We start from the raw sequence: 21,414 nt of genomic DNA on the forward strand, positions 1-21,414 counted from the left end.
AAAAAACCGGGCGCTGCTGGCCTCCGCCGCCTGTCTGATCGCCTCGGCCTCGGCTGCGCTGGCGGCCAGCGGTTTGTCGCAGATCACATGAATGCCCGCGTTGAGAAAGGCGATGCTGGGACCTGCGTGCAGATGGTTGGGTGTCACAATGGCAACCGCATCGATGCCATCGTCGCGCCCGGCCTCGGCGCGGGCCATCTCGTCATAGCTGGCGTAGCTGCGATCCGCGGCGATCCCCAGCTCTGCGGCGCTGGCCATCGCGCGTTCCGGGTCTGATGATAGCGCGCCGGCAACCAGCTCAAACCGGTCGTCCATCCGGGCAGCAATCCGGTGCACCGCACCGATAAAGGCACCCTGCCCGCCCCCGACCATCCCCAGTCTGAGGCGCGTCCTGCGATCCGTCGTCATAGTTCCAGCATCTCCCGAATTGTCTTCCTGTCGCGTTCGCCGTCGGCGCAAGCTCAAAGGCCGTGTCGGTGCCCTCGATCAGATGGCGCGTGAAAACGGGTGCGCCTTTTGGCAACCCGTTACTGTCGGCAATTTCAGCCAGCACTCCGATACGAGCGCTGCCCAGCTGTCATAGCCCTATTGCCACCGTTTGGGAAATACTCCCGTAAAATCAACCGGCCTCTAGCACGGCCCTGTAGCACGGAGCGCGAAAGCGGCAGGCGCCGCTGACGGCCGAAGCGGCGCCGCCTGATGCGGTGGTCCGCCGGTCTGGCGGCGGCAGGGCGGTCCGGTTGCTCAGAACAGGAGGTCGGCGGTTTCCAGTTCGGCCCGCGTGACATCTATCAGGGTCAGGGTGCTGCCATCGGCAAAGGTAAAGACGAAATCATCCCCCGATTGCGCCCCGAAAGACAGCGCCTGGTCCCGGCTGGTGAAACCAAATTCGCGCAGGGTCAACTGGTCCTCCTGCGCGTCGAAATCGGCGATACGATCATTGCCGCGACCGCTGACAAAGATAAAGACGTCACTGCCCGCACCGCCGCGCAGCATATCGTCGCCCATACCGCCGTTCAGCGTGTCCCGACCCTCGCCGCCAGCAAGGCTGTCATTGCCGCTGCCGCCAAAGGCGCGGTCGTCCTGGGAGCCCATTGCGATCTGGTCGTTGCCGCCCCCGCCGTTCACGCGGTCGGCGCCGCCGCCAGCAAAGACGATATCATCGCCACGTCCCGCTCCGATCGTGTCGTTCCCGAGGCCGCCATAAACAGTATCGTCTCCAACGCCCCCCCGCAGCGTATCCTCACCCGTGCCACCGTGCATGAAGTCATTGCCGCTGCCGCCGTTCAAACGGTCATTGCCGTCGCCGGCGACCCCCCGGTCGTTCCCGGACCCAAGGAAGAGCTGGTCGTCCCCGTCGCCTCCGCGCAGCGTGTCCACACCGCTGCCGCCGCTCAGAAGGTCCTCGCCCCGGTTGCCGGTGATGCGATCATTGCCGCCGCCGCCGTTGATGGTGTCATTGAAGTTGGTGCCGCCGATGGAGTCATCGTCGTCGCCAGCCGACATATCCAGCGGCCTGCCGCCTGTTGATCCGCCTCCCGGCGCTGGCGCCGGGTTAACGTTGATCGTGACTACGGCCATATCTGACAAGGCATTGTCGGTACCGCCAGCAATCTGCACGCCGATCTGACGGTTGCCGTCGGTTGGCGCGTCGGCTGCGGCGTTGTCATATTGAAGGGCCCGCAGCAGGGTCTGGACCGTCGCGGGTGTTGCACCGGAGGTGAGGGTAATGACCAGATCTTCACCCGCGCCGCCGGTGCCGGTTGCCACGATGGTTCCGACGGGCACACCGCCGACGGAGACCACCGAGCCGTTGGCCTGACCGGCAGAGAGCGACACGGTGCCGCTGACATCGATGAGGAGCCGATCCTCGGCCTGCATCCCGCTCTCGAAGGAGACGGTCAGCGTGCCGGTATCAAAATCGGCGCTATCCGCGTCGCTGACAGTCAGGTCTCCTGCCACATCAAGAGCTGTGGCGCTGTCACCCTCGGTAAAGGTGAAACTGTCGCCGTCGAGATTGCCGATCACCGGAGGGGTGCCGGTCGCATTCAGGAGGAAGCTGACGCTGCTATCCTGATCGCCACCGTTGGCAGTGCCATCGGCATCATTCAGCGTCAGGGTGAAATCCCGCGCGCCGACCGTGGACGGGGCCTCATAGGTGATAGACCGGATCAGGGTCTGGATCGCCGCGTTGGTCGCGTCGGCGGTGCTGAAGTTGATGGTCAGATCCGAACCGCCCTGCCCGTCATTGGTGATATCCACCGTGCCAATGGTCACGCCGTTGACCAGAACAGTCTCTCCTGCGGAAAGGCTGGCATCGCCTCCGGCAGTGACAATCGTGCCGTCAACGCCCCAATTGCCATTTGTGGTGCCTGAGTTCTGCGAAATTGTCAGCTGGCCACCATTGTAATCGCTGGAATCGAGGTTGGACACCGTTACCGCGGACAAACCGCCAAGGCTCTGGGCGCCGGTTCCGACAACAACCTGGCTCGTCGCATGGTAGTGGGCATTGCCGATCACCGGGGCATCGTTCACCGGCAGCACGTTTACCAACGACGACAGCGTCAGCGGGGCGCTGTTGGCGTTGCTGCCGGTTGCACTGCCGCTGTCGGTCAGGCCGGTGATGGTGACAACACGGCTGCCCCCGGTCGGCGTTTCGGATGTGTTGCGATAGGTGATGGTGTCAACCAGCGTCTCGGCCGCGGCGGTGCTCAGCGTGCCGCCGGTCAGGGTGACGGTTGCGGTATTGCCCAAGACGGATACCGTCGCAGTCAGGCCGTTGCTCGCGGTGGTCAGCGTGTTGGCATCCGTCAGCGCCAAGACACTGCCGTCGATCGTCAGCACCTCCGCCGCGCCGTCGGCGATATTGGCGACCGTCAGGCTGAGAGTGGTCAGCGTCTGCCCCGCCTCGACGGTGTCGGCGCTGACGGTGTTGAACAGATCCGCTGCCGGGTCGCCTTCCACAAAATTCGGATTGCTGCCGGTTGCGACCAGCGTCGGCGCATCATCCGTGGCCGCGACGGTCACGGTCAGCGTCGCAGTGTCGGAGCTGATGCTGGTGCCGTCGGTGATGGTGAGACCCAGCGTCCGGTCATGGGTCGCCGGGTCATCGCTGCTGTTGTCGTAGGAGAGCGCGCCGACCAGCGTCTGCACCCGGGAGGGGGTCGCATTGGCGTTGAAATTGATGCCTAGGGTTTCATTGGCGCCGCCGGTCGCACCGTTGGCCAAGGTACCGATCACCACGCCGCCCACGCTGACGGAGGAGGCCGCTGTCTGCCCGGCAGACAGTGTGACGGAACCGCTGGTGTCGATCAGCAGGCGATCATTGGCGGTCTGTCCGCTTTGGAAGGCAAGGCTCAGTGTGCCGCTGCCCAGATTATTATCGGCATCGCTGATCGTGACATTGCCGCCGTTATCCAGCGCCACCGCGCCGAGGTTCTCGACAAAGGCGACGGTATCGCCGGCCAGATTGGCAACCACGGGTTTGTTGCCAAGGATCATCGAAAAATCGACCGAGGTGGACTGCGCGCCGCCATTGGCCGTGCCGTCGTTGTCATCCAGGCTGAGGGTGAAGGTCTGCGCACCGGTCCCGGCCGAGGCGCCCCAGGCGAGATTGCGGATCAATGTCTGGATTCGGGCATCGTCCGCATTGGCGGTGAGGTTGATTGCAAGCGTGTTGCCGCCCTGCCCGTCCTCGGTTGCATCGACGGTGCCAATGGTCACGCCACCAATCTGAATGGTTTCATTGGCCGCAATGCCCCCGTCACCGCCCGATGTCACCGTTGTGCCGTCGACGGAGAAGCTGCCGCTTGCGGTGTTGTTGCTGTCCTTGTCGACAATCCGCAGGACGCCGCCGTTGTAATCGGGCGAATCTGCATTGGCGAGAGTGGCGTCGGCGCCAGCATCGATCAGCGCAGATGCGCCAGGTGTCAGGACGCCCTGATCCCCCGTCAGATTTGCCAGCACGGGAGCGTCGTTGACGGCGGTCACCGTGACCGTGCTTGTCACGGCCAGGGCGGCGGTGTCATCGCCGCTGTTTGCCGTGCCGCCACTATCGACAAGTTCGGTCACGGTGACCACGCGATTGGCGGTTGTTGTGGGATTATCTGATGTATTCCGGTAGGTTATACCATCTACGAGTGTTTGAAGCGCCGCAGGGCTGAGGGTGCCCCCGGTGGCGGTGATGGTGGCGGTGCTGCCGGTTACGGAGACGCTCACCGACAGGGAGTTGGCGGCACTGACAAGAGCGGTGCCATTTGTCAGGGCCACGTCGGTGCCGTCAAACACCAGTATTTCATCCGCGCCGTCGGCGATATTGGTGATGGTCAGAGTCAGGCCCGTGATCGTCTGTCCGGTTTCAACCGTGCCGGAGGTAACGCTGTTGAACAGGTCAACCGCCGCGCCGCCCTCAACATGGGTTGGGTTGCCGCCGGTAGCAGTCAGCGTTGGTTCGTCGTTGACGCCGGTATTGCTCACCGTGACCGAGCCGGTAGCGGAGGCGATCCCGCCGCTGCCCTGGCTGCCCACATTGCCGTCCGAGAAGGTCCAGTCCAACTGGACCGAGGCATCCGGGTCATTGCTGGTGTTGCTGTAGGTCACCCGCTGCAACACGTCGTTCACCAGAGCGGTTGTCGCCGGGGTGGCGAGGGAGGTGAAACTGATCGTCAGCGTACCGCCCACCTCGGCAAATGTCGCAAAGCTCTGCCCGCCGCTTTGCAGCATATTGCCGCTGACCGTGAACAGAGCCCCGGTCACATCAAAGCCGAAATCATCCACGAGATCGGTGCCGCCGTTGCGGGCGATGGTCAGCGAGGCACCGCCGAAATCGCCATTGCCACCATTCAGGCTGGCCAGTTCGGTGTCGGCAATGGTGGCGGTGCTGTCCAGAACAACGGCGCTGCCGCCTTCGACAAAGGTCGGCGTGGCATCCAGACCGGCAAAGACCGGGGCGTCGTTGACGCTGGTGACAGTAATACTGGCGGTGTCGCTGATGGCTGAAAACGCGCTTGTACCGCCGGTCACGCTGGCGTCCGCGACGCCGCCGGCAGAGCCGGTGGAGCGATCCCAGGCGCGGATGGTGATGGTGGCGGTGCCGGAATAATCCGCATCTGGCACAAAGCGGATCAGATGGGTAGCCGCCCCCGCCAGCGACCCGTCCAGCAGGCGCGCAGCGCTTGTTAGATCGACCGATGTGCCGGTGGTGGCGGTGAAATTCGTCCAGCTGGTTCCGTTGTCGAGGGAATATTGCCAGATCCCGTTGGTGTTATCGACCGCAGTCACCGCAATCGCTTCGACCGGGCTGCCATCGACATCGGTCACGCTGCCATCGGACACGATGCTGGCAACGCTGTCACCTGTGTTATTGGCGTTGTTGCTGGCGTCGTCGTCGCCATCAGCGGAGGAGCCGTCGTCATCGCCTGCGTCCTCGGCAATGGTGCTGAGCACGGGCGACGCCGCGGCGTCGAGCACCGGCGCGTCATTCACCGCCGAAATGGTGATACTGACCGTATCGGCGCTGCCATTTGTGGTGCCGTCGTTGGGGGTGACGGTCAGAACCGCAGTTGTGGTGTCATTGCTGGCGGTGGTGTAGCGAAGTTTTGACGTGTCGTTCAGATAGGTATTGAGATCAGCGGCCGACCCCTGCAACGTCATCGACCCGGTGCCGGAATTTGCCACGGTCACACCGGCGGTTGTTCCGTTGCCATCGGTGGTGGCGATGGTGCCGCGATCCACGGCCAGGGTCAGGGTTATGGTATCGCCGTCGGCGTCAGATATATTGTAGGCCGACAGGTCAATCGCTGTCGCAACATCCTCTGTCGCAGTGTCATCTGGCGGTGTCCCGCCCAGCAGCGGGGCGTTATTGGCTGAAACCACGGCCGTGTCGACGGTCATGGTCAGGACCGCGAATTCCTGGAAACTGGGTTCATTGGTGTAATCGACCGCAATGCGTCGCACCGATCCCCAGGCTGCATCCGCGTCCCAGTCGCCGCTGCCGATGCTGTATGACACCAGTGCATTGGAACCGGCCGCAGCCCAGGTCAGCGTATCTGAGACGATTTCTGTCCCGCTGCTGTCAAAGCCACGGATGGTGAAAGTCTGTGAGGTGATGCTCTGCGCCCGGCCGAGCACCCGAAACCCCTCGAAACTGAAATCGCCATCACCGGCCAGCTGAAATCCGTTGCTGTCATCGTTGTAGAAGGCACCGTCCATTGCGCCGATGGTCCCGCCCTCGACAGCGCCCACCGCCAGGTTCTGCGCGCCGCGCATGTTCAGATTGGTGAAGGTGCTTGAACCCTCGCTGCCGTCACCAAAATCAAGCGTCAGCGTCAGCCCGGGGAAATCCGCGATCCCGTCGCTGCCATCGGCCCAGGCGTCCTTGTTGTTGCCGCCATTTGTATAGTTGCCGTAGTTCAATACAGTGGACAGAACTGCCGGATAGGCCGCCTGCGCCACTGCCGAAATCCCGATCGGGGTTGAGATCGCGCCGATCTGCATCTCCAGATCCCAGTCGCCGCCCAGCTCGGCAGCGCCGGTCAGTGTCCGCGATGCGGCAACATTCGCGCCGGTCGCCTCGGCCAGGGCAGCGACGAAGGCTTCGCCTTGGGCAGTTGCCGCCACCTCGCAGCCATAAAGCAGGATGTCACCACCGGGATGCAGCGCCCGGCGCAGCACCTCCATCACCTCAGGGTACCGGGCGAGCGTGGCCTCGGTCACGGTTTCGTCACCGATTAGCAGCGCGCCGTCTTCGCCGTGGGACATGATATGCAGCGCCGACAGACCGCGCACTGCGCTGAGGGCCTCTGCGATCTGACGCAGGCCGGACCCGTTGCGGGTCAGGTAGATGACGGTTGCGTCATCCGGCAGATCGATATGCAGGGTCTGACAGTGGTCGACGGCGGAATCAAAAACGAAATACTGGGTATCAATCATCTGAGCGCTCTGAGATTAAAGCTTACAATCCAAAGGTATGATCAGTCGTCTTGCTCAACCTATAGGATATCGAGGTTAATCAATCGGTAATGGCCAAATTATGTGGCGGGCTTATTAAAGATTTCTTGCATCCAATATGCCAATCGTGCGGGGCGATGACTTTTTTGCGATAGGGGACAGCGCTGGGTCCGACCCAAAGGATCACGAACCGGGGCGGCGCCGCAGTGCCGGGACGAGCCAGGCGCTGGTGGCTTCATGCCAGCTCTGCCGGGCAGCGGGCCGGAAGGTCAGCCGTTCAGCACCGAGGCGCTGCCTGCCAGCACCTCCTGAACCAGCGGATTTGGAAAACGGCGCCGCAGGGTGACCGCATAGAAGGTCTCGCGAATGCGGGGGTGCTCCTCGGCCTCCAGCAGCCGCCCCGAGGACAGCTCATCCTGCACCACGATCGGGGCCACCAGCGCCAGGCCGATATCCTCGCGGGCCAGCAGCCGCATCATCGCCATGTCGTCGACCTCGGCAGCCACCTGCGGCACCACCGACAGGCGACTGGCCATGGCATCAAAGGCGGTCCGCACCGTATTGTCGGTGGTCGGCAGCACAAAGGGATGGGTGGTCAGCAATTCGCGGATCGGCAGGCGTGGATCCAGCCGCGCCGGGGTGCCGACGATGCTCACCGCCTGATCCCCGATCTGATGGGTTTCATAGGGGGTCAGGCTGTCGTCGGGAGGTTCGCGGTTCATCAGAACCAGATCGAGGTTCAGCGTTGCCAGCCCCTCCAGCAACTCGGTTGGGCTGCCGGAGCGCAGGATCACCTCGACATCGCTGCGCGCCAGCATGGGCCGCAGGAACCCGATCTGAAAGTTCCGCGACAGTGTGGCCAGCGCACCCACCCGCAGCGCCTGACGGCTGCGCTCGCTGCCTTCCAGCGTGGCGATCAGCTCCTGCCCGGTGGCAAAGATCGCATCGGCATGATCCAGCGCGATACGCCCCGCCTCGGTCAGATGCAGCTGCCGTCCGCGCCGGTCGAACAGCGGATGGCCCAGCCGCTCCTCCAGCTGTTTGATCTGCACAGAAAGCGCCGATTGCGACAGATTCAGCCGCTGCGCGGTGCGGGTCAGATTGCCGTCATGGGCGACGGCCCAGAAATAGCGCAGATGATGATAGTTCAGGGGCATTCATTCGTTTTAATAGAATGATAAGGCCATAACAATGAATTTTTATTAATCAAAGATCCGCGCTACCTGTCTCGTTGACGCAGCGTCCCCTGCTGCATGTGAATACGGGAGCCTTTCATGTTCTATCTGTTTTTGCCGCTCTTGGCCCCGATGCTGCTGCTGGCCGTCGCCCTGCGGGCGCGCCGGACACCGGGTCTGCGGCCGGGTCATCTGCCGCGTCTGGCGGAATATGCCGCGCTGGCGGCCTTTGCCGTCTCGGCGCTGTCTGCGGTGCTGCTGGGCCTGAACGGTCCGGGCAGCTCGCCCTTGCTTGGCCTTTTTGGAGTTGGGCTGTCGGTGCGGCTGGATGTGGTCAGCGCCGTGATGCTGTGTCTGGTCAGTTTCATCGGCTGGATCGTGCTGCGCTACAGCGCCACCTATATGGACGGCGAGGGCCGTCAGGGCGCCTTTACCGGCTGGATGAGCGCCACGCTGGCCGCGGTTTTGCTGCTGGTGATGTCGGGCAATCTGGTGCAGCTGCTTCTGGCCTGGACCGCCACCAGCCTGTGCCTGCATCAGCTGCTGCTGTTTTATCGTGAGCGCACAACGGCGCAGCGGGCCGCGCGGAAAAAGGCGCTGGTGGCCCGGGCCAGCGAAATGTCACTCGGCCTCGCTGTCGCGCTGCTGATTGCCGCCTATGGCACCAGCGATATCGCCAGCATTCTTGCCGCTGCCAGCCCCGATCTGCTGACCCTTGCCGCCGCCGGGCTGATCGCGCTGGCGGCGGTGCTCGCCTCGGCGCAGTTTCCGGCCCATGGCTGGCTGACCGAGGTGATGGAAGCGCCGACGCCGGTCTCCGCCCTGCTGCATGCAGGCGTCATCAATGCGGGCGGCTTCCTGCTGATCCGTTTTGCCGATGTGATGCTGGCCGCGCCTGCGGTGATGGCGGTGCTGGTGATGCTGGGCGGGTTTACCGCGCTGTTCGGCGGGCTGGTGATGCTGACGCAGCCGGCCGTGAAGACCTCGCTGGCCTGGTCCACCATCGCGCAGATGGCCTTTATGATTATGCAATGTGGTCTGGCGCTGTTCCCGCTGGCGCTGCTGCATATCGTGGCGCATTCGCTCTACAAGGCGCACGCCTTTCTCAGCGCTGGCGAGGCGGTGGCCAATGTCGCCGCGATCCGGCGCCCCGGTCCCGTCGCAGTGCCAAGCGCGCGTAATGTGATGCAGGCCTTTGGCATCGGCATCGTGATCTATGCGCTGGTTGGAGCGGTCTTTGGCTTTGACGGAAAATCGGTGCAGGCAATTGCGCTGGGGGTGATCCTGATCTTTGGCGTGGCCTATATTCTGGCGCAGGGGCTGGCCGATGCCGCCCCCGGTGCGCTGACCCGGCGCACGGTGATCTATGCGGCGGCCACCTCTGTCAGCTATTTCCTGCTGCAACTGGCGGCGCTGAAGCTGACCGCCGGCACCCTGCCTGCCACCCCTGCTCCCGGCCCGCTGGAATGGGCGCTGATCCTGCTGGCGCTGGTCAGCTTTGGCGCGGTGGCCGTGGCGCAGGCGACCTTCCCGCTCTGGGCGATGCACCCGGCGGCAGCGGGGCTGCGGGTCCATCTGTCCAACGGGCTTTATGCAAATGCGATTTTTGACCGGCTGCTGGGCGGCTGGTCAAAGCAGACCACATCCTGAAACCGGGAGATCGACCCATGTTGATGAAGCACGAAACCTACCCCGCCGCCCTGTTGGAGCTGGTCACCTGCGCCAATCGGGCCGCCCGCGCAATCCCGCCGCTGTTCCCGCTCACCTCCAGCGTTGCGGTGAACCCCTTCCTCGGCCAGAGCGACGAGCCGCTGGCGGTGACCTCGGCGCGGCTGGCGCGGGTTGCGGGCACACGGGTGACCCCGGACCGCAGCCATTGGGCGGCGAAACGGGCCGCCGGAGACCTCACCGACAGCGATCTGCGGGCCGCATTGGCGCGGGCCGGCACCCGCTTCAGCGATGTGCAGATGGCCGATCTCCATGCGGCACTGGGCGCCACGGACACCAACGATGACCCAAGAGCGCTTCCGACGGTGGCGGAGCTGGCGCAGGAGCTGTCCGGCGTCGACTGGCCCGGCCTGATCGAGGAACGCATCGGCGCCTTTGCCGCCAGCCATTTCGATCAGGGGCAGGCGCTGTGGCAGCCGGACCGGACCGGCGGCACCTATGCGGCCTGGCGTCAGTTTGCCAGCCGCGATCTGACGCCGGAAATCCACGGGCTGCACGGGTTTGGCGGGTTTGTCGCTGCTACCAACCGGTCACATTGGCGCGCCATCGGACGGGCCTCCGAAACGCTGGGCGTCAGCTCTGCGGCCGCCGAGACCGGGTTTCACCGCTGGCTGATGACACTGCAAGGCTGGGCGCAATATGGCCGCTACCTGTCGTGGCAGGCCGAGCTGGAGGGCAAGAGCGACACCACCACGGTTGAGCTGTTGACGATCCGCATGGTGTTTGAGGAGGCGCTGTTCCACCAGTATCGCGACCAGATCGCGGCCCGCTGGCAGGAGGTCGTCGAAAGCCACGAAACCCCAATCACCCCAAGCCGCGATCATGTGATCGACGCCATTCTGCAAGAGGCAGGCGAACGGGCGGCGCAGCGGCAACTGGCGGGCAGGCTGACCGTCGAGACCCCGGAGCCAGCGGCACAGGCGAAGGCCACCGATCGCCCCCTGTTGCAGGCCGCCTTCTGTATTGATGTACGGTCCGAAGTGTTCCGCCGCGCGCTGGAAGCACAGGACAGCGGCGTGCAGACACTTGGGTTTGCGGGCTTCTTCGGGCTGGCCGCGGCGCATAACGCAGCGGGCTCCGACGTTACCGAAGGGCGCGGCCCGGTGCTGCTGAGCGCGGGCGTCCAGTCGCGGGCGGCGGAACCGGCGGAGCTTGACCTTGCCCGGCGCTATGCAGCGCGGGCGCGGCGCGCCTGGGGCCGGTTCAAACTGGCGGCGGTCTCCTCCTTTGCCTTTGTCGAGGCCACAGGCCCGGTCTATGCGGGCAAGCTGCTGCGCGATGCCTTTGGTGCCAGCAGTCGTCTGGCCACGGATCCGGCGCCGGTGCTTGATGCTTCGGTGGATCTGGACCACCGGGTTGCGATGGCCCGGACCATCCTGTCGGCGATGTCGCTGACCGGTGGCTTTGCCCCGGTTGTGATGCTGGCAGGCCATGGCGCGGATGTGACCAACAACCCCCATGCAAGTGCTCTGCACTGTGGCGCCTGCGGTGGCCATGCGGGTGACGTGAATGCCCGGTTGCTGGCCGGACTGCTGAATGACCGGGCGGTACGCGGCGGACTGCGCGAGGCAGGGATCAGCATCCCCGAGGACACCGTTTTCCTGCCCGCGCTGCATCACACCACAACCGATCAGGTCACGCTCTACGAACAGGATCTGCCCGCTGGCGCTGCCACCCGTTTTGCCCGCGAGCTGGCAAATATCCGTCGCTGGATCGAGGCCGCAGGCGCTCTGGCCCGCAGCGAACGGGCGGTGCGGCTGCCCCGCGCAAGCGCTGGTGCAGACATCCTGCGCCGCTCCTCCGACTGGGCGGAACTGCGCCCGGAATGGGGGCTGGCCGGTTGCCGCGCCTTTATCGCCGCCCCGCGTCAGCGGACCGAGGGCCGGGCGCTTGACGGGCAATCCTTTCTGCACAGCTATGACTGGCGGGCGGATGAGGGCTTTGGCGTGCTGGAGCTGATCATGACCGCGCCGGTGGTGGTCGCAAGCTGGATCAGCCTGCAATACTACGGCTCCAGCGTCGCCCCCGCCCTGTTCGGTGGCGGCAACAAACTGTTGCACAACGTCGCCGGTGGCATCGGTGTGCTGGAAGGCAATGGCGGCGCGCTGAAACCCGGTCTGCCCTGGCAATCGGTGCATGATGGCGAGGCGCTGCAACATGACCCGCTGCGGCTGACCGTGGTGATCGAGGCGCCGCGCGATGCCATGACGCAGATCCTGGACCGCCACCCACAGGTGCGCGCCCTATTCGACAATGGCTGGCTTCATCTGATGGCGATGGACGATCAGGGGCATCTGGTCTGGCGCTACGAGGGCGATCTCAACTGGTCACGCATGGAACCCGACGAGAGCACGGCCAACCGCGCGGCGCTGGAGATTGCTGCCGAATAGGCGGATCACCCCAAGCCATGGAACACCGATCTGCGCCGCCCCGGCCAATATCCGGGCGGCGCAGATTGCATATCGCCGGGGGCGCCGCTGAGTTCGGATCAGTTCAGCGAGACCCAGAGCACCTGCGCGTCCTCTTCACTGGTCGAAACGCAGCAATGGCCCATGCCGCTGTCGTAATAGACCGTATCGCCGGCCTTCATCGGCAGCGGGCGGTAATGTTCGGTGTAAAGAACCAGTTCACCGCTGATCACGAACATGAACTCCTCGCCACTGTGGCGAATCCAGCTTTCGAACTCCGACACGTCACGCGCCTTGATGCGGCTGATATAGGGCAGCATCCGCTTGCTGGTCAGCTCGGTGCACACCAGTTCGTGGTCGTAGGTCTGGGTTTCCTGATGCTCTCCCGCGCCCTTGCGGGTGTAGTCGCGCCGCCCGGAGATATCGCTCTTGGCGGATTGCACAAACAGCTGCGGCGTCTGCAAATCCAGCGTCTGCATCAGGCGGCGGATGATCTCGAAACTGGGGCGGGTCTGGTTGTTCTCGATCTTCGACAGGGTGGAGCGGCCGATGTTCGCGGCCCGCGCCGCTTCCTCCAGCGTCAGCCCCTTCTCCTTGCGGGATTCGCGAATCATTTTCCCCAGCGCATCACCATCGGGAGCCTCGGCAAACTCCGTCGCGGGGGCGCCGTCTTCCGCGTTGATGGGTTCCATGGGCGTGCAATCTCCTGAGTTTCCCAATGTTTACCCTTCCCCCGGTGATAGGTCAAAGTTTCTATGTAAAAGCAATCGTTGCTTATCGTGGAAAAGTTTCTTAAAGGAAACACACGGGAGAGTTAGGGGCTGTTTTCCCCTGACAGACAATAGTGAGGGGCAGAGATGAGCCTTTATGATCGGATCGTTATCGGTAGCGGCCCTGCGGGCTATGTCGCGGTGGACAAACGCTTTTCAACCTCGATGCCTGCTATCGCCAAGACCGGTCCCGAAGGTGCCTTTGTCGGCAAGCGTAAGGAGGCCGTAGGATGAACGTCCCCATGCCCCGGCTCCGCCACCCGGAAAAATCGAAAAAGGCCGATAGCGAGATCCCGCGCAAACCGAAGTGGATCCGCCGCAAGAAAATCGAGAGCGCCGAGTATTTCGAGACCCGCCGCCTGATGCGGGATCACAATCTGACCACCGTCTGCGAAGAGGCCGCCTGCCCCAATATCGGCGAATGCTGGTCCAAACGTCATGCCACCATGATGATCATGGGCGAGATCTGCACCCGCGGCTGTTCCTTCTGCAATGTCTCGACCGGTCGCCCCGATGCGCTGGACGCCTTTGAGCCCGGTCGGGTGGCACAGGCGGTCAAGAAACTGGCGCTGCGCCATGTCGTGATCACCAGCGTTGATCGCGATGATCTGGAGGACGGCGGCGCGGCGCATATCGCCCAGACCATCCGCGCCGTGCGCCACCAGACCCCCGGCACCACGATTGAGGTGCTGACCCCGGATTTTCTGGGCAAGGGTGATGCCGCAAAGATCGTCTTTGACGCGGCCCCGGATGTGTTCAACCACAATCTGGAAACCGTCCCACATCTCTACCCCCGTGTCCGCCCCGGTGCGCGGTATTACAGCTCGCTGCGGCTGCTGGATGACGCCAAACGCGCCAATCCACAGGTCTTTACCAAATCCGGCCTGATGGTCGGCATGGGAGAAACCCTGGAAGACCTGCGTCAGGTGATGGATGATCTGCGCGCTGCGGACGTCGATTTCCTGACCGTGGGACAGTATCTTCAGCCCACCCCGAAACACCATCCGATTGATCGCTTCGTCACCCCGGAGGAGTTTGAGCAGATCGAACGCATGGCCCGAAGCAAAGGGTTCCTTGGTGTCTCGGCGACACCTCTGACCCGCTCTTCCTTTCACGCGGATGAGGATTTTGCGGCGCTCAAGGAAGCCCGCAACAGGCAGCTTGGCGACAGCCTTGCGGAGGGTGCCGGCTAACGGACCACCCCTCGGACCGGGATTGCCCCGCGACTGGTGGGTCGCGGCAGGAGGGGCAGAACCGGGAAATCGACTTGTCATCGGTCGCGAACCGCAGCAAAGGCCGGGACAGGCACTCATAGGCCAAGGACCACCACCCAAAGGGAGGAAAATTATGGAAGTTTTGAATTCGATTGTGGGCTATATCAACGGGATCGTCTGGGGACCGCTGATGCTGGTCCTCATTCTCGGCGTTGGCCTGTTCTTGCAGATCGGGCTGAAGCTGATGCCCATCCTGCGTATCGGCACCGGCTTTGCCCTGCTGTTCAAGGGCCGCGAGGCCGGAGATGGCGAGGGCCAGATCACCCCGTTTAACGCGCTGATGACCGCGCTGTCGGCCACCATCGGCACCGGCAATATCGCCGGCGTTGCCACCGCCGTGTTCCTCGGCGGCCCCGGCGCACTGTTCTGGATGTGGATGACCGCACTGGTCGGCATGGCCACCAAATATTCCGAAGCCGTGCTGGCGGTAAAATACCGCGAACAGGACAGCCAGGGCAATTATGTTGGTGGCCCGATGTATTACATCAAGAACGGTCTTGGCGCGAACTGGGCCTGGCTCGGCTTTGCCTTTGCGCTGTTCGGGGCTATCGCCGCCTTCGGCATCGGCAATGGTGTCCAGGCCAATGGTGTGGCACAGGTGCTGGAAACCAACTTCGGCTTCAACCCTTCCATCACCGGTATCGTGCTGATGGCGCTGACCGGCGCCGTGATCCTTGGCGGCATCACCCGCATCGGTGCGGTGGCCGGGAAACTGGTCCCCTTCATGGCGGTCAGCTATGTCACCATCGGCCTGCTGGTTCTGATCATCAACGCCGATCAGCTGGGCCATGCCTTGGGTCTTGTCTTCACCTATGCGTTCACCCCCTCGGCCGCTGAAGGCGGCTTTGCCGGGGCCGCTGTCTGGGCCGCAATCCGCTTTGGTGTGGCCCGTGGCGTGTTCTCGAACGAAGCCGGTCTTGGCTCCGCCCCGATCGCCCATGCCGCGGCTGAGACCAAGGGTCCGGTAAATCAGGGCCTGATCGCCATGCTGGGCACCTTCATCGACACCATCATCGTCTGTTCCATCACCGGTCTGGCCATCATCGCCTCCGGCGCCTGGACCTCGGGCGAAAGCGGTGCAGCGCTAACCTCGCTGGCCTTTGAAACCTCCCTGCCCGGCTTTGGCGGCTATGTGATCGCCATCGCGCTGTCGATCTTTGCCTTTACCACCATTCTGGGCTGGTCCTACTATGGCGAGAAATGCGTCGGCTATCTTCTGGGTGCCAAGGTGCTGATCGGCTACCGTGTGCTGTGGATCGTCGCGATCTACTTCGGGGCCACGGCGGATCTGGGCTTCATCTGGCTGCTGGCGGATACGCTGAACGCGATGATGGCGATCCCGAACCTGATCGCCCTCGCCCTGCTAAGCCCGGTCGTCTTCAAGGTGACGAAAGAGTTCTTTGCCTCCAACGGGCAGACGGAAGAGCCGAGCAAAGGCGCGGCAGAATAATCAAGACCAACCGACATCGGGGCGCGGCAGGCGTCGCGCCCCGGCTTTTCAACCACATCAATTCAAGGGCAAGACGCTATGACCGACGCGCCGAAACGTACCCCGCTCTATGACCTGCATGTCGCCCTCGGCGGCAAGATGGTGGATTTTGCCGGCTGGGAAATGCCGGTCCAGTACCCCATGGGCATCATGGGAGAGCACAAACAGTGCCGCGAAAAGGCTGCGCTGTTCGATGTCAGCCACATGGGCCAGGTGATCCTGCGCGGCGACAACGTCGGCGAAAAGCTGGAGGCGCTCTGCCCGCAGGCCTTTGCCACCCTCAAGGAAGGCAAGGCACGCTATGGCTTCTTCACCAATGACGATGGCGGCATCATGGACGACCTCATCGTCTCCAATGCCGGCGATCATTACTTCGTGGTGGTGAACGCCGCCCTGCGCCATCAGGATATCCCCCATATGAAGGCGCATCTCGACGGTGTCGAGGTGACCGAGATCTTCGACCGCGCGCTGGTCGCCGTTCAGGGCCCGGCAGCCGAAAATGTGGTGGGCGACCTTTGCCCCGCCGCCCGCGAGATGACATTCATGGAAACCATCCTTGCCGATATCGACGGCGTGGAATGCCGCATTTCCCGCCTCGGGTACACCGGCGAAGACGGCTATGAGATTTCCATCCCCGAGGCTGACGCCGAACGCATCACCAGGCTGTTCCTGGCCCATGACGATTGCGAACCCGCCGGTCTGGGCGCGCGCGACTCCCTGCGTCTGGAGGCCGGTCTCTGCCTTTATGGCAATGACATCGACCAGTCGACCTCCCCGATCGAGGCCTCGCTGGCCTGGGCGATCCAGAAACGCCGCAAGGAAGAGGGCGGCTTCCCCGGGGCTGCCCGCATCCAGAAAGAGCTGGCCGAGGGGGCCGCGAAGAAACTGGTCGGCATCAAACCCTCGGGCCGCGCGCCCGCCCGTCAGCACGTTGAAATCCAATGCGCCGACGGCAATACCATCGGTGAAATCACCTCCGGCTGCTTTGGCCCCACCGTCGGCGGCCCGGTCGCCATGGGCTATGTCGCCGCGCCGCATGGCAAACCGGGCGAACAGGTCAAGCTGATCATCCGTGGCAAGCCCCATGATGCAGAAATCACCGCGCTGCCCTTCGTCACCCAGAACTACAAACGTTAAGCTCCAGGAGTACCCGAGATGACCACCTATTATTCCGAAGATCACGAATGGATCACCGTCGAGGGCGACACCGCCACGCTCGGCATCACCAAACATGCCGCCGAGCAGCTGGGTGAAGTTGTCTTCATCGAGCAGCAGGACAGCGGCGAGGAATTTGAAAAAGGCGGCGAGATCGGCGTCATTGAATCGGTGAAGGCCGCGTCGGAAATCTACGCCCCGCTCGATGGCGAGATCACCGCCATCAACGAGACTCTGGCCGACAACCCCGGCGCCCTGAACGAAGACCCCGAAGGCGCGGCCTGGATCTACAAGATCAAACTCTCCGACACCTCGCAGCTGGAGGATCTGATGGATCTGGACGGCTACAAGGCGCTGATCGGCTGATCCTGCGCGGCGGATCCGGCAACCGGCTCCGCCGCATCTTCTGGCTCTAAATATCCCCGCCGGAGGCTCCCGCAGCCTCGGCAGGCGACCCCTCGCAACAGGAGCGCTCCACATGGCCTTCAAACTGACTGATTACGAAGCTTATGATTTTGCCAATCGCCGCCACATCGGGCCCAGCCCGCGTGAAATGGCCGATATGCTCAAAACCATCGGTTTCAACACCCTCGATGAGCTGATCGACGCCACCGTGCCCCCCGCCATCCGCCAGAAAGAGGCGCTGGACTGGGGTCCGGCGATGACCGAACGCGATGCGCTGTTCCACATGCGAGAGATCGCGGGCAAGAACAAGGTGCTGACCTCGCTGATCGGTCAGGGCTACCACGGCACCACCACCCCGGCGCCGATCCTGCGCAACATCCTGGAAAACCCCGCCTGGTACACGGCTTACACGCCTTACCAGCCTGAGATTTCGCAGGGTCGTCTTGAGGCGCTGCTGAACTTCCAGACCATGGTCAGCGATCTGACCGGCCTGCCGGTGGCCAATGCCTCGTTGCTCGACGAAGCCACCGCCGCGGCCGAAGCCATGGCGATGGCCCATCGTGGGTCGCGCTCCAAGGCGAATAACGCGGCCTTCTTCGTGGACAAGAACTGCCACCCGCAGACCGTCGCCGTGATCCAGACCCGCGCCGAACCTCTGGGCATCGACGTTGTTGTCGCCGATCCCTCCGAACTGGAGGCCGCCGCCGTCTTTGGCGCGATCTTCCAGTATCCCGGCACCCATGGCCATGTCACCGATTTCAGCGACCAGATCGCCGCCCTGCATGACAACAAAGGCGTTGCGGTTGTCGCGGCGGATATCCTGTCGCTGGCGCTGCTGAAATCCCCCGGTGAAATGGGCGCCGATATCGCCATCGGCTCGACCCAGCGGTTCGGCGTTCCGATGGGCTACGGCGGCCCGCACGCGGCCTATATGGCGACCACCGACAAGCTGAAGCGCTCCATGCCCGGCCGGATCATCGGCGTGTCCGTCGATGCGCGCGGCAACAAGGCCTATCGCCTGTCGCTGCAAACCCGCGAACAGCACATCCGCCGCGAAAAAGCCAATTCCAACGTCTGTACCGCACAGGCGCTGCTGGCGGTGATCGCGTCGATGTATGCGGTCTACCACGGCCCCGATGGCATCAAGGCGATTGCGCAATCCGTGCACCGCAAGACCGCCCGCATGGCCGCTGGTCTGGAACAGGCCGGGTTCAAGGTCGAACCGGAAGTCTTCTTTGACACCATCACGGTTGAGGTGGGTCACCTGCAGAAAACCGTCATGGAAGCCGCTGTTCAGCGGGGCATCAACCTGCGCCGCGTCGGCGAAACCAAGGTCGGCATCTCGCTCGACGAACAGACCCGCGCCGAAACCATCGAGGCCGTCTGGGGTGCCTTTGGCATCGACCGCAAGGACGACAGCTCCAACAAGCAGTACCGCCTGCCCGAAGCCATGCTGCGCGAGAGCGCCTATCTCACCCACCCGATCTTCCACAAGAACCGGGCCGAGGCCGAGATCACCCGCTACATGCGCCGTCTGGCCGACCGCGATCTGGCGCTGGACCGTGCGATGATCCCGCTTGGCTCCTGCACCATGAAGCTGAACGCAACCATCGAGATGATCCCGGTCACCTGGCCGGAGTTCAGCAACCTGCACCCCTTCGTCCCCGAAGATCAGGCGCAGGGCTACCATGAGATGATCGCCGATCTGAACGACAAGCTCTGCCAGATCACCGGTTATGATGCGATCTCCCAGCAGCCGAACTCCGGCGCGCAGGGCGAATATGCAGGCCTTCTGACCATCCGCAACTACCACGCGGCAAACGGTCAGGGTCATCGCAACGTCTGCCTGATCCCGACCTCCGCCCATGGCACCAATCCGGCCACCGCGCAGATGGTTGGCTATCAGGTGGTTCCGATCAAGGCGGATGACAAAGGCAATATCGACGTCGCGGATTTCCGCGAAAAGGCCGAGAAACACTCGGACCACCTCGCCGCCTGCATGATCACCTACCCCTCCACCCATGGCGTGTTCGAGACCACCGTTCAGGAGGTCTGCCAGATCACCCATGAGCACGGCGGTCAGGTCTATATCGACGGTGCAAATATGAACGCGATGGTCGGCCTGTCCCGTCCGGGTGACATTGGCGGCGACGTCAGCCACCTGAACCTGCACAAGACCTTCTGCATCCCGCATGGCGGTGGCGGCCCCGGCATGGGTCCGATCGGCGTCAAGGCGCATCTGACCGAACACCTGCCGGGTCACCCGGAATACGGCACCGCCGTGGGTCCTGTCTCGGCAGCGCCCTTCGGCTCGCCCTCGATCCTGCCGGTCAGCTGGGCCTATGTGCTGCTGATGGGGGGCGCTGGCCTCACGCAGGCGACGAAGGTTGCGATCCTCAACGCCAACTACATCGCGGCACGTCTGAAGGATGCCTATCCGATCCTCTACACCTCCGAATCCGGTCGGGTGGCGCATGAGTGCATTCTGGACACCCGTCCGCTGAATGACGACGGCGGCGTGACCGTGGATGATGTGGCCAAGCGCCTGATCGACAGCGGTTTCCACGCGCCGACCATGTCCTGGCCGGTGGCGGGCACGCTGATGGTGGAGCCGACCGAATCCGAACCCAAGGACGAGCTGGACCGCTTCTGCGATGCCATGCTGTCCATCCGGTCGGAGGCGCAGGACATCATCGACGGCAAGATCGACGCCGAAAACAACCCGCTGAAGCACGCACCACACACCGTGCGCGATCTGGTCGGTGAGTGGGATCGCCCCTACAGCCGCGAACAGGCCTGCTTCCCTCCGGGCAACCTCGGTGTGGATAAATACTGGCCGGCGGTGAACCGCGTCGACAATGCCTATGGCGACCGCAACCTGATCTGCACCTGCCCTCCGATGGAGGATTACGCAGAGGCGGCGGAATAAATCCACGCCAAGACCCAAGGTGTCGCCGGTTCCCACCGGCGGCACCCCTATGCCGATCCATCCCGCTCACCGTATGCGAGGCAGACAGATGACACTTCATTCCCGGCCCCACGGCGATAGCGAGATTGCCCGCACCGGTGGCCGTGGCCTGCGTCACATTGATGTCGTCCTTCCCGACGGCGCGCCACGATCCCGCGCCCAGATCATCATCGACCTGTTCGACGCCGCAAACGATCTGCTGGACGGGGTGCAATACCGGGTGCGCGTCTGTGGTCTGGATATGCTCGCCAGCGGCCCGGTTGCCGGCCGCGCCCGCGCGCTCGTGGTGTTTCTGGGCGATATTTACAGCCGCTGGCAGCTGAATGCCAAGGAACGCGCCCGCGTCAATCAGGTGATGCGCCTGTCAGAGCGCAGCGCCTTTGTCGGCGGTGCGGTGTTCCTGCTGGATGCGCTGGCGCGCGGCGGCGATCACCATCTGGCGATCCATCCGAATTTCCTCGCCTCGGCCGGGGAATGCAGCCTGCGTCAGGATCAGGACGGCGCCGCCACTGCCGCCTCCGGCACCGTGCATTCGGCGATCTGCAGTTTTGCCACCCCGCATATGCTGCTGGATATCATCGCCGCCGACTGCGGGCGACTGGCCGCGAATGGCATGGCGCATTACCTCGGTCTTGATACCGGCAAACGCCCCAAGAAGAGCCGTATTGCGCTGAACCTAGAACAGAAATCCGCAGGCGACGGGCTGATCACCCAATGCCTCGCCGTGATGCAGGACCATATCGAAACGCCGCTGTCGGTGGCCGAACTGGCCGATATGCTGAATGTCTCCACCCGCTGCCTGCAACGGCGCTTTACCCGCCATTTTGAACGCTCGCCGCTCAGCGTTTACCGGTCCTTGCGGATCGAACGCGCCCATCAGCTCTTGACCCAGACCGATATACCCCTGCGTCAGGTCGCGGTCGCCACCGGCTTTGGCAGCTACCAGAGCCTCAGCCAGCACATCCGCGAAACCTATGGCCATGCGCCGGACGTGATCCGCCGCAGCGCCTTTCGCGGCCCGGCCCCGGACAGCCTGCGACAGAGCCGGATCCACCAGCCGCATAGCGCGCCGCTCTGATGCCGCTGCCGGGGTC

General features: G+C 63.6%; 13 protein-coding genes. 9 read left to right on the top strand and 4 right to left on the bottom strand.

Annotation, left to right across the window (positions count from 1 at the left end; genetic code table 11):
- From VWZ81_RS01100 to VWZ81_RS01110, 3 genes are all read right to left on the bottom strand, one after another.
- On the bottom strand, positions 1-408 hold a 408-nt coding region (locus tag VWZ81_RS01100), incomplete at its 3' end, for a Gfo/Idh/MocA family protein (RefSeq protein WP_416539356.1).
- Positions 409-744: 336 nt separating this feature from the next.
- On the bottom strand, positions 745-6,930 hold the full coding sequence (locus VWZ81_RS01105; RefSeq protein WP_416541825.1) for a DUF4347 domain-containing protein: 6,186 nt from the start codon (positions 6,928-6,930) through the stop codon (positions 745-747).
- A gap of 287 nt (positions 6,931-7,217) precedes the next feature.
- Positions 7,218-8,105, bottom strand: coding sequence for a LysR family transcriptional regulator (locus VWZ81_RS01110; protein ID WP_340547805.1), 888 nt, complete (start codon positions 8,103-8,105; stop codon positions 7,218-7,220).
- A 117-nt stretch (positions 8,106-8,222) separates the two neighbouring features.
- Here VWZ81_RS01110 and VWZ81_RS01115 point away from each other — a divergent pair, with 117 nt between their 5' ends.
- Positions 8,223-9,773, top strand: a complete 1,551-nt coding sequence (locus VWZ81_RS01115) for a proton-conducting transporter membrane subunit (protein WP_416541826.1) — start codon at positions 8,223-8,225, stop codon at positions 9,771-9,773.
- A 17-nt stretch (positions 9,774-9,790) separates the two neighbouring features.
- Positions 9,791-12,241, top strand: coding sequence for a YbcC family protein (locus VWZ81_RS01120; RefSeq protein ID WP_416541827.1), 2,451 nt, complete (start codon positions 9,791-9,793; stop codon positions 12,239-12,241).
- 98 nt (positions 12,242-12,339) lie between these two features.
- Here the strand turns inward: VWZ81_RS01120 and VWZ81_RS01125 are convergent, their stop codons facing one another.
- Positions 12,340-12,951 carry a helix-turn-helix domain-containing protein gene (locus VWZ81_RS01125; RefSeq protein WP_416535336.1) on the bottom strand — a complete coding sequence of 204 codons (612 nt, stop codon included), beginning with the start codon at positions 12,949-12,951 and terminating at the stop codon, positions 12,340-12,342.
- 165 nt (positions 12,952-13,116) lie between these two features.
- Here VWZ81_RS01125 and VWZ81_RS01130 point away from each other — a divergent pair, with 165 nt between their 5' ends.
- The 7 genes from VWZ81_RS01130 (at position 13,117) to VWZ81_RS01160 (ending at position 21,398) form a co-directional block, all read left to right on the top strand.
- Positions 13,117-13,263, top strand: coding sequence for a hypothetical protein (locus VWZ81_RS01130; protein WP_416541828.1), 147 nt, complete (start codon positions 13,117-13,119; stop codon positions 13,261-13,263).
- The gene (lipA, locus tag VWZ81_RS01135) at positions 13,260-14,222 is read left to right on the top strand and encodes a lipoyl synthase (protein WP_416541829.1); all 963 of its coding nucleotides are present in this window, start codon (positions 13,260-13,262) and stop codon (positions 14,220-14,222) included. Before VWZ81_RS01130 ends, lipA begins: the two co-directional genes overlap by 4 nt.
- Before the next feature lie 154 nt (positions 14,223-14,376).
- The gene (locus VWZ81_RS01140) at positions 14,377-15,753 is read left to right on the top strand and encodes an alanine/glycine:cation symporter family protein (RefSeq protein WP_340547748.1); all 1,377 of its coding nucleotides are present in this window, start codon (positions 14,377-14,379) and stop codon (positions 15,751-15,753) included.
- A 78-nt stretch (positions 15,754-15,831) separates the two neighbouring features.
- Positions 15,832-16,929 carry a glycine cleavage system aminomethyltransferase GcvT gene (gene gcvT / locus VWZ81_RS01145; RefSeq protein WP_340547749.1) on the top strand — a complete coding sequence of 366 codons (1,098 nt, stop codon included), beginning with the start codon at positions 15,832-15,834 and terminating at the stop codon, positions 16,927-16,929.
- An 18-nt stretch (positions 16,930-16,947) separates the two neighbouring features.
- Positions 16,948-17,313 carry a glycine cleavage system protein GcvH gene (gene gcvH, locus VWZ81_RS01150; RefSeq protein WP_340547750.1) on the top strand — a complete coding sequence of 122 codons (366 nt, stop codon included), beginning with the start codon at positions 16,948-16,950 and terminating at the stop codon, positions 17,311-17,313.
- A gap of 112 nt (positions 17,314-17,425) precedes the next feature.
- A complete protein-coding gene (gene gcvP / locus VWZ81_RS01155; RefSeq protein WP_416537884.1) occupies positions 17,426-20,281 on the top strand; it encodes an aminomethyl-transferring glycine dehydrogenase in 2,856 nt (951 codons plus the stop codon).
- An 88-nt stretch (positions 20,282-20,369) separates the two neighbouring features.
- Positions 20,370-21,398, top strand: a complete 1,029-nt coding sequence (locus VWZ81_RS01160; protein ID WP_416539713.1) for a helix-turn-helix domain-containing protein — start codon at positions 20,370-20,372, stop codon at positions 21,396-21,398.
- The last annotated feature ends 16 nt before the right edge of the window (positions 21,399-21,414 follow it).

Source organism: Phaeobacter sp. JH20_34 (assembly GCF_048056095.1).
Lineage (GTDB): Bacteria > Pseudomonadota > Alphaproteobacteria > Rhodobacterales > Rhodobacteraceae > Phaeobacter > Phaeobacter bryozoorum.

Excerpts from the sequence above, each read along its gene's own strand:
- VWZ81_RS01105 (WP_416541825.1), bottom strand. The coding sequence starts at position 6,930 with ATGATTGATACCCAGTATTTCGTTTTTGATTCCGCCGTCGACCACTGT.
- VWZ81_RS01125 (WP_416535336.1), bottom strand. The coding sequence starts at position 12,951 with ATGGAACCCATCAACGCGGAAGACGGCGCCCCCGCGACGGAGTTTGCC.
- gcvT (WP_340547749.1), top strand. The coding sequence starts at position 15,832 with ATGACCGACGCGCCGAAACGTACCCCGCTCTATGACCTGCATGTCGCC.
- VWZ81_RS01110 (WP_340547805.1), bottom strand. The coding sequence starts at position 8,105 with ATGCCCCTGAACTATCATCATCTGCGCTATTTCTGGGCCGTCGCCCAT.
- gcvP (WP_416537884.1), top strand. The coding sequence starts at position 17,426 with ATGGCCTTCAAACTGACTGATTACGAAGCTTATGATTTTGCCAATCGC.
- lipA (WP_416541829.1), top strand. The coding sequence starts at position 13,260 with ATGAACGTCCCCATGCCCCGGCTCCGCCACCCGGAAAAATCGAAAAAG.
- VWZ81_RS01115 (WP_416541826.1), top strand. The coding sequence starts at position 8,223 with ATGTTCTATCTGTTTTTGCCGCTCTTGGCCCCGATGCTGCTGCTGGCC.
- VWZ81_RS01140 (WP_340547748.1), top strand. The coding sequence starts at position 14,377 with ATGGAAGTTTTGAATTCGATTGTGGGCTATATCAACGGGATCGTCTGG.
- gcvH (WP_340547750.1), top strand. The coding sequence starts at position 16,948 with ATGACCACCTATTATTCCGAAGATCACGAATGGATCACCGTCGAGGGC.
- VWZ81_RS01130 (WP_416541828.1), top strand. The coding sequence starts at position 13,117 with ATGAGCCTTTATGATCGGATCGTTATCGGTAGCGGCCCTGCGGGCTAT.
- VWZ81_RS01120 (WP_416541827.1), top strand. The coding sequence starts at position 9,791 with ATGTTGATGAAGCACGAAACCTACCCCGCCGCCCTGTTGGAGCTGGTC.
- VWZ81_RS01160 (WP_416539713.1), top strand. The coding sequence starts at position 20,370 with ATGACACTTCATTCCCGGCCCCACGGCGATAGCGAGATTGCCCGCACC.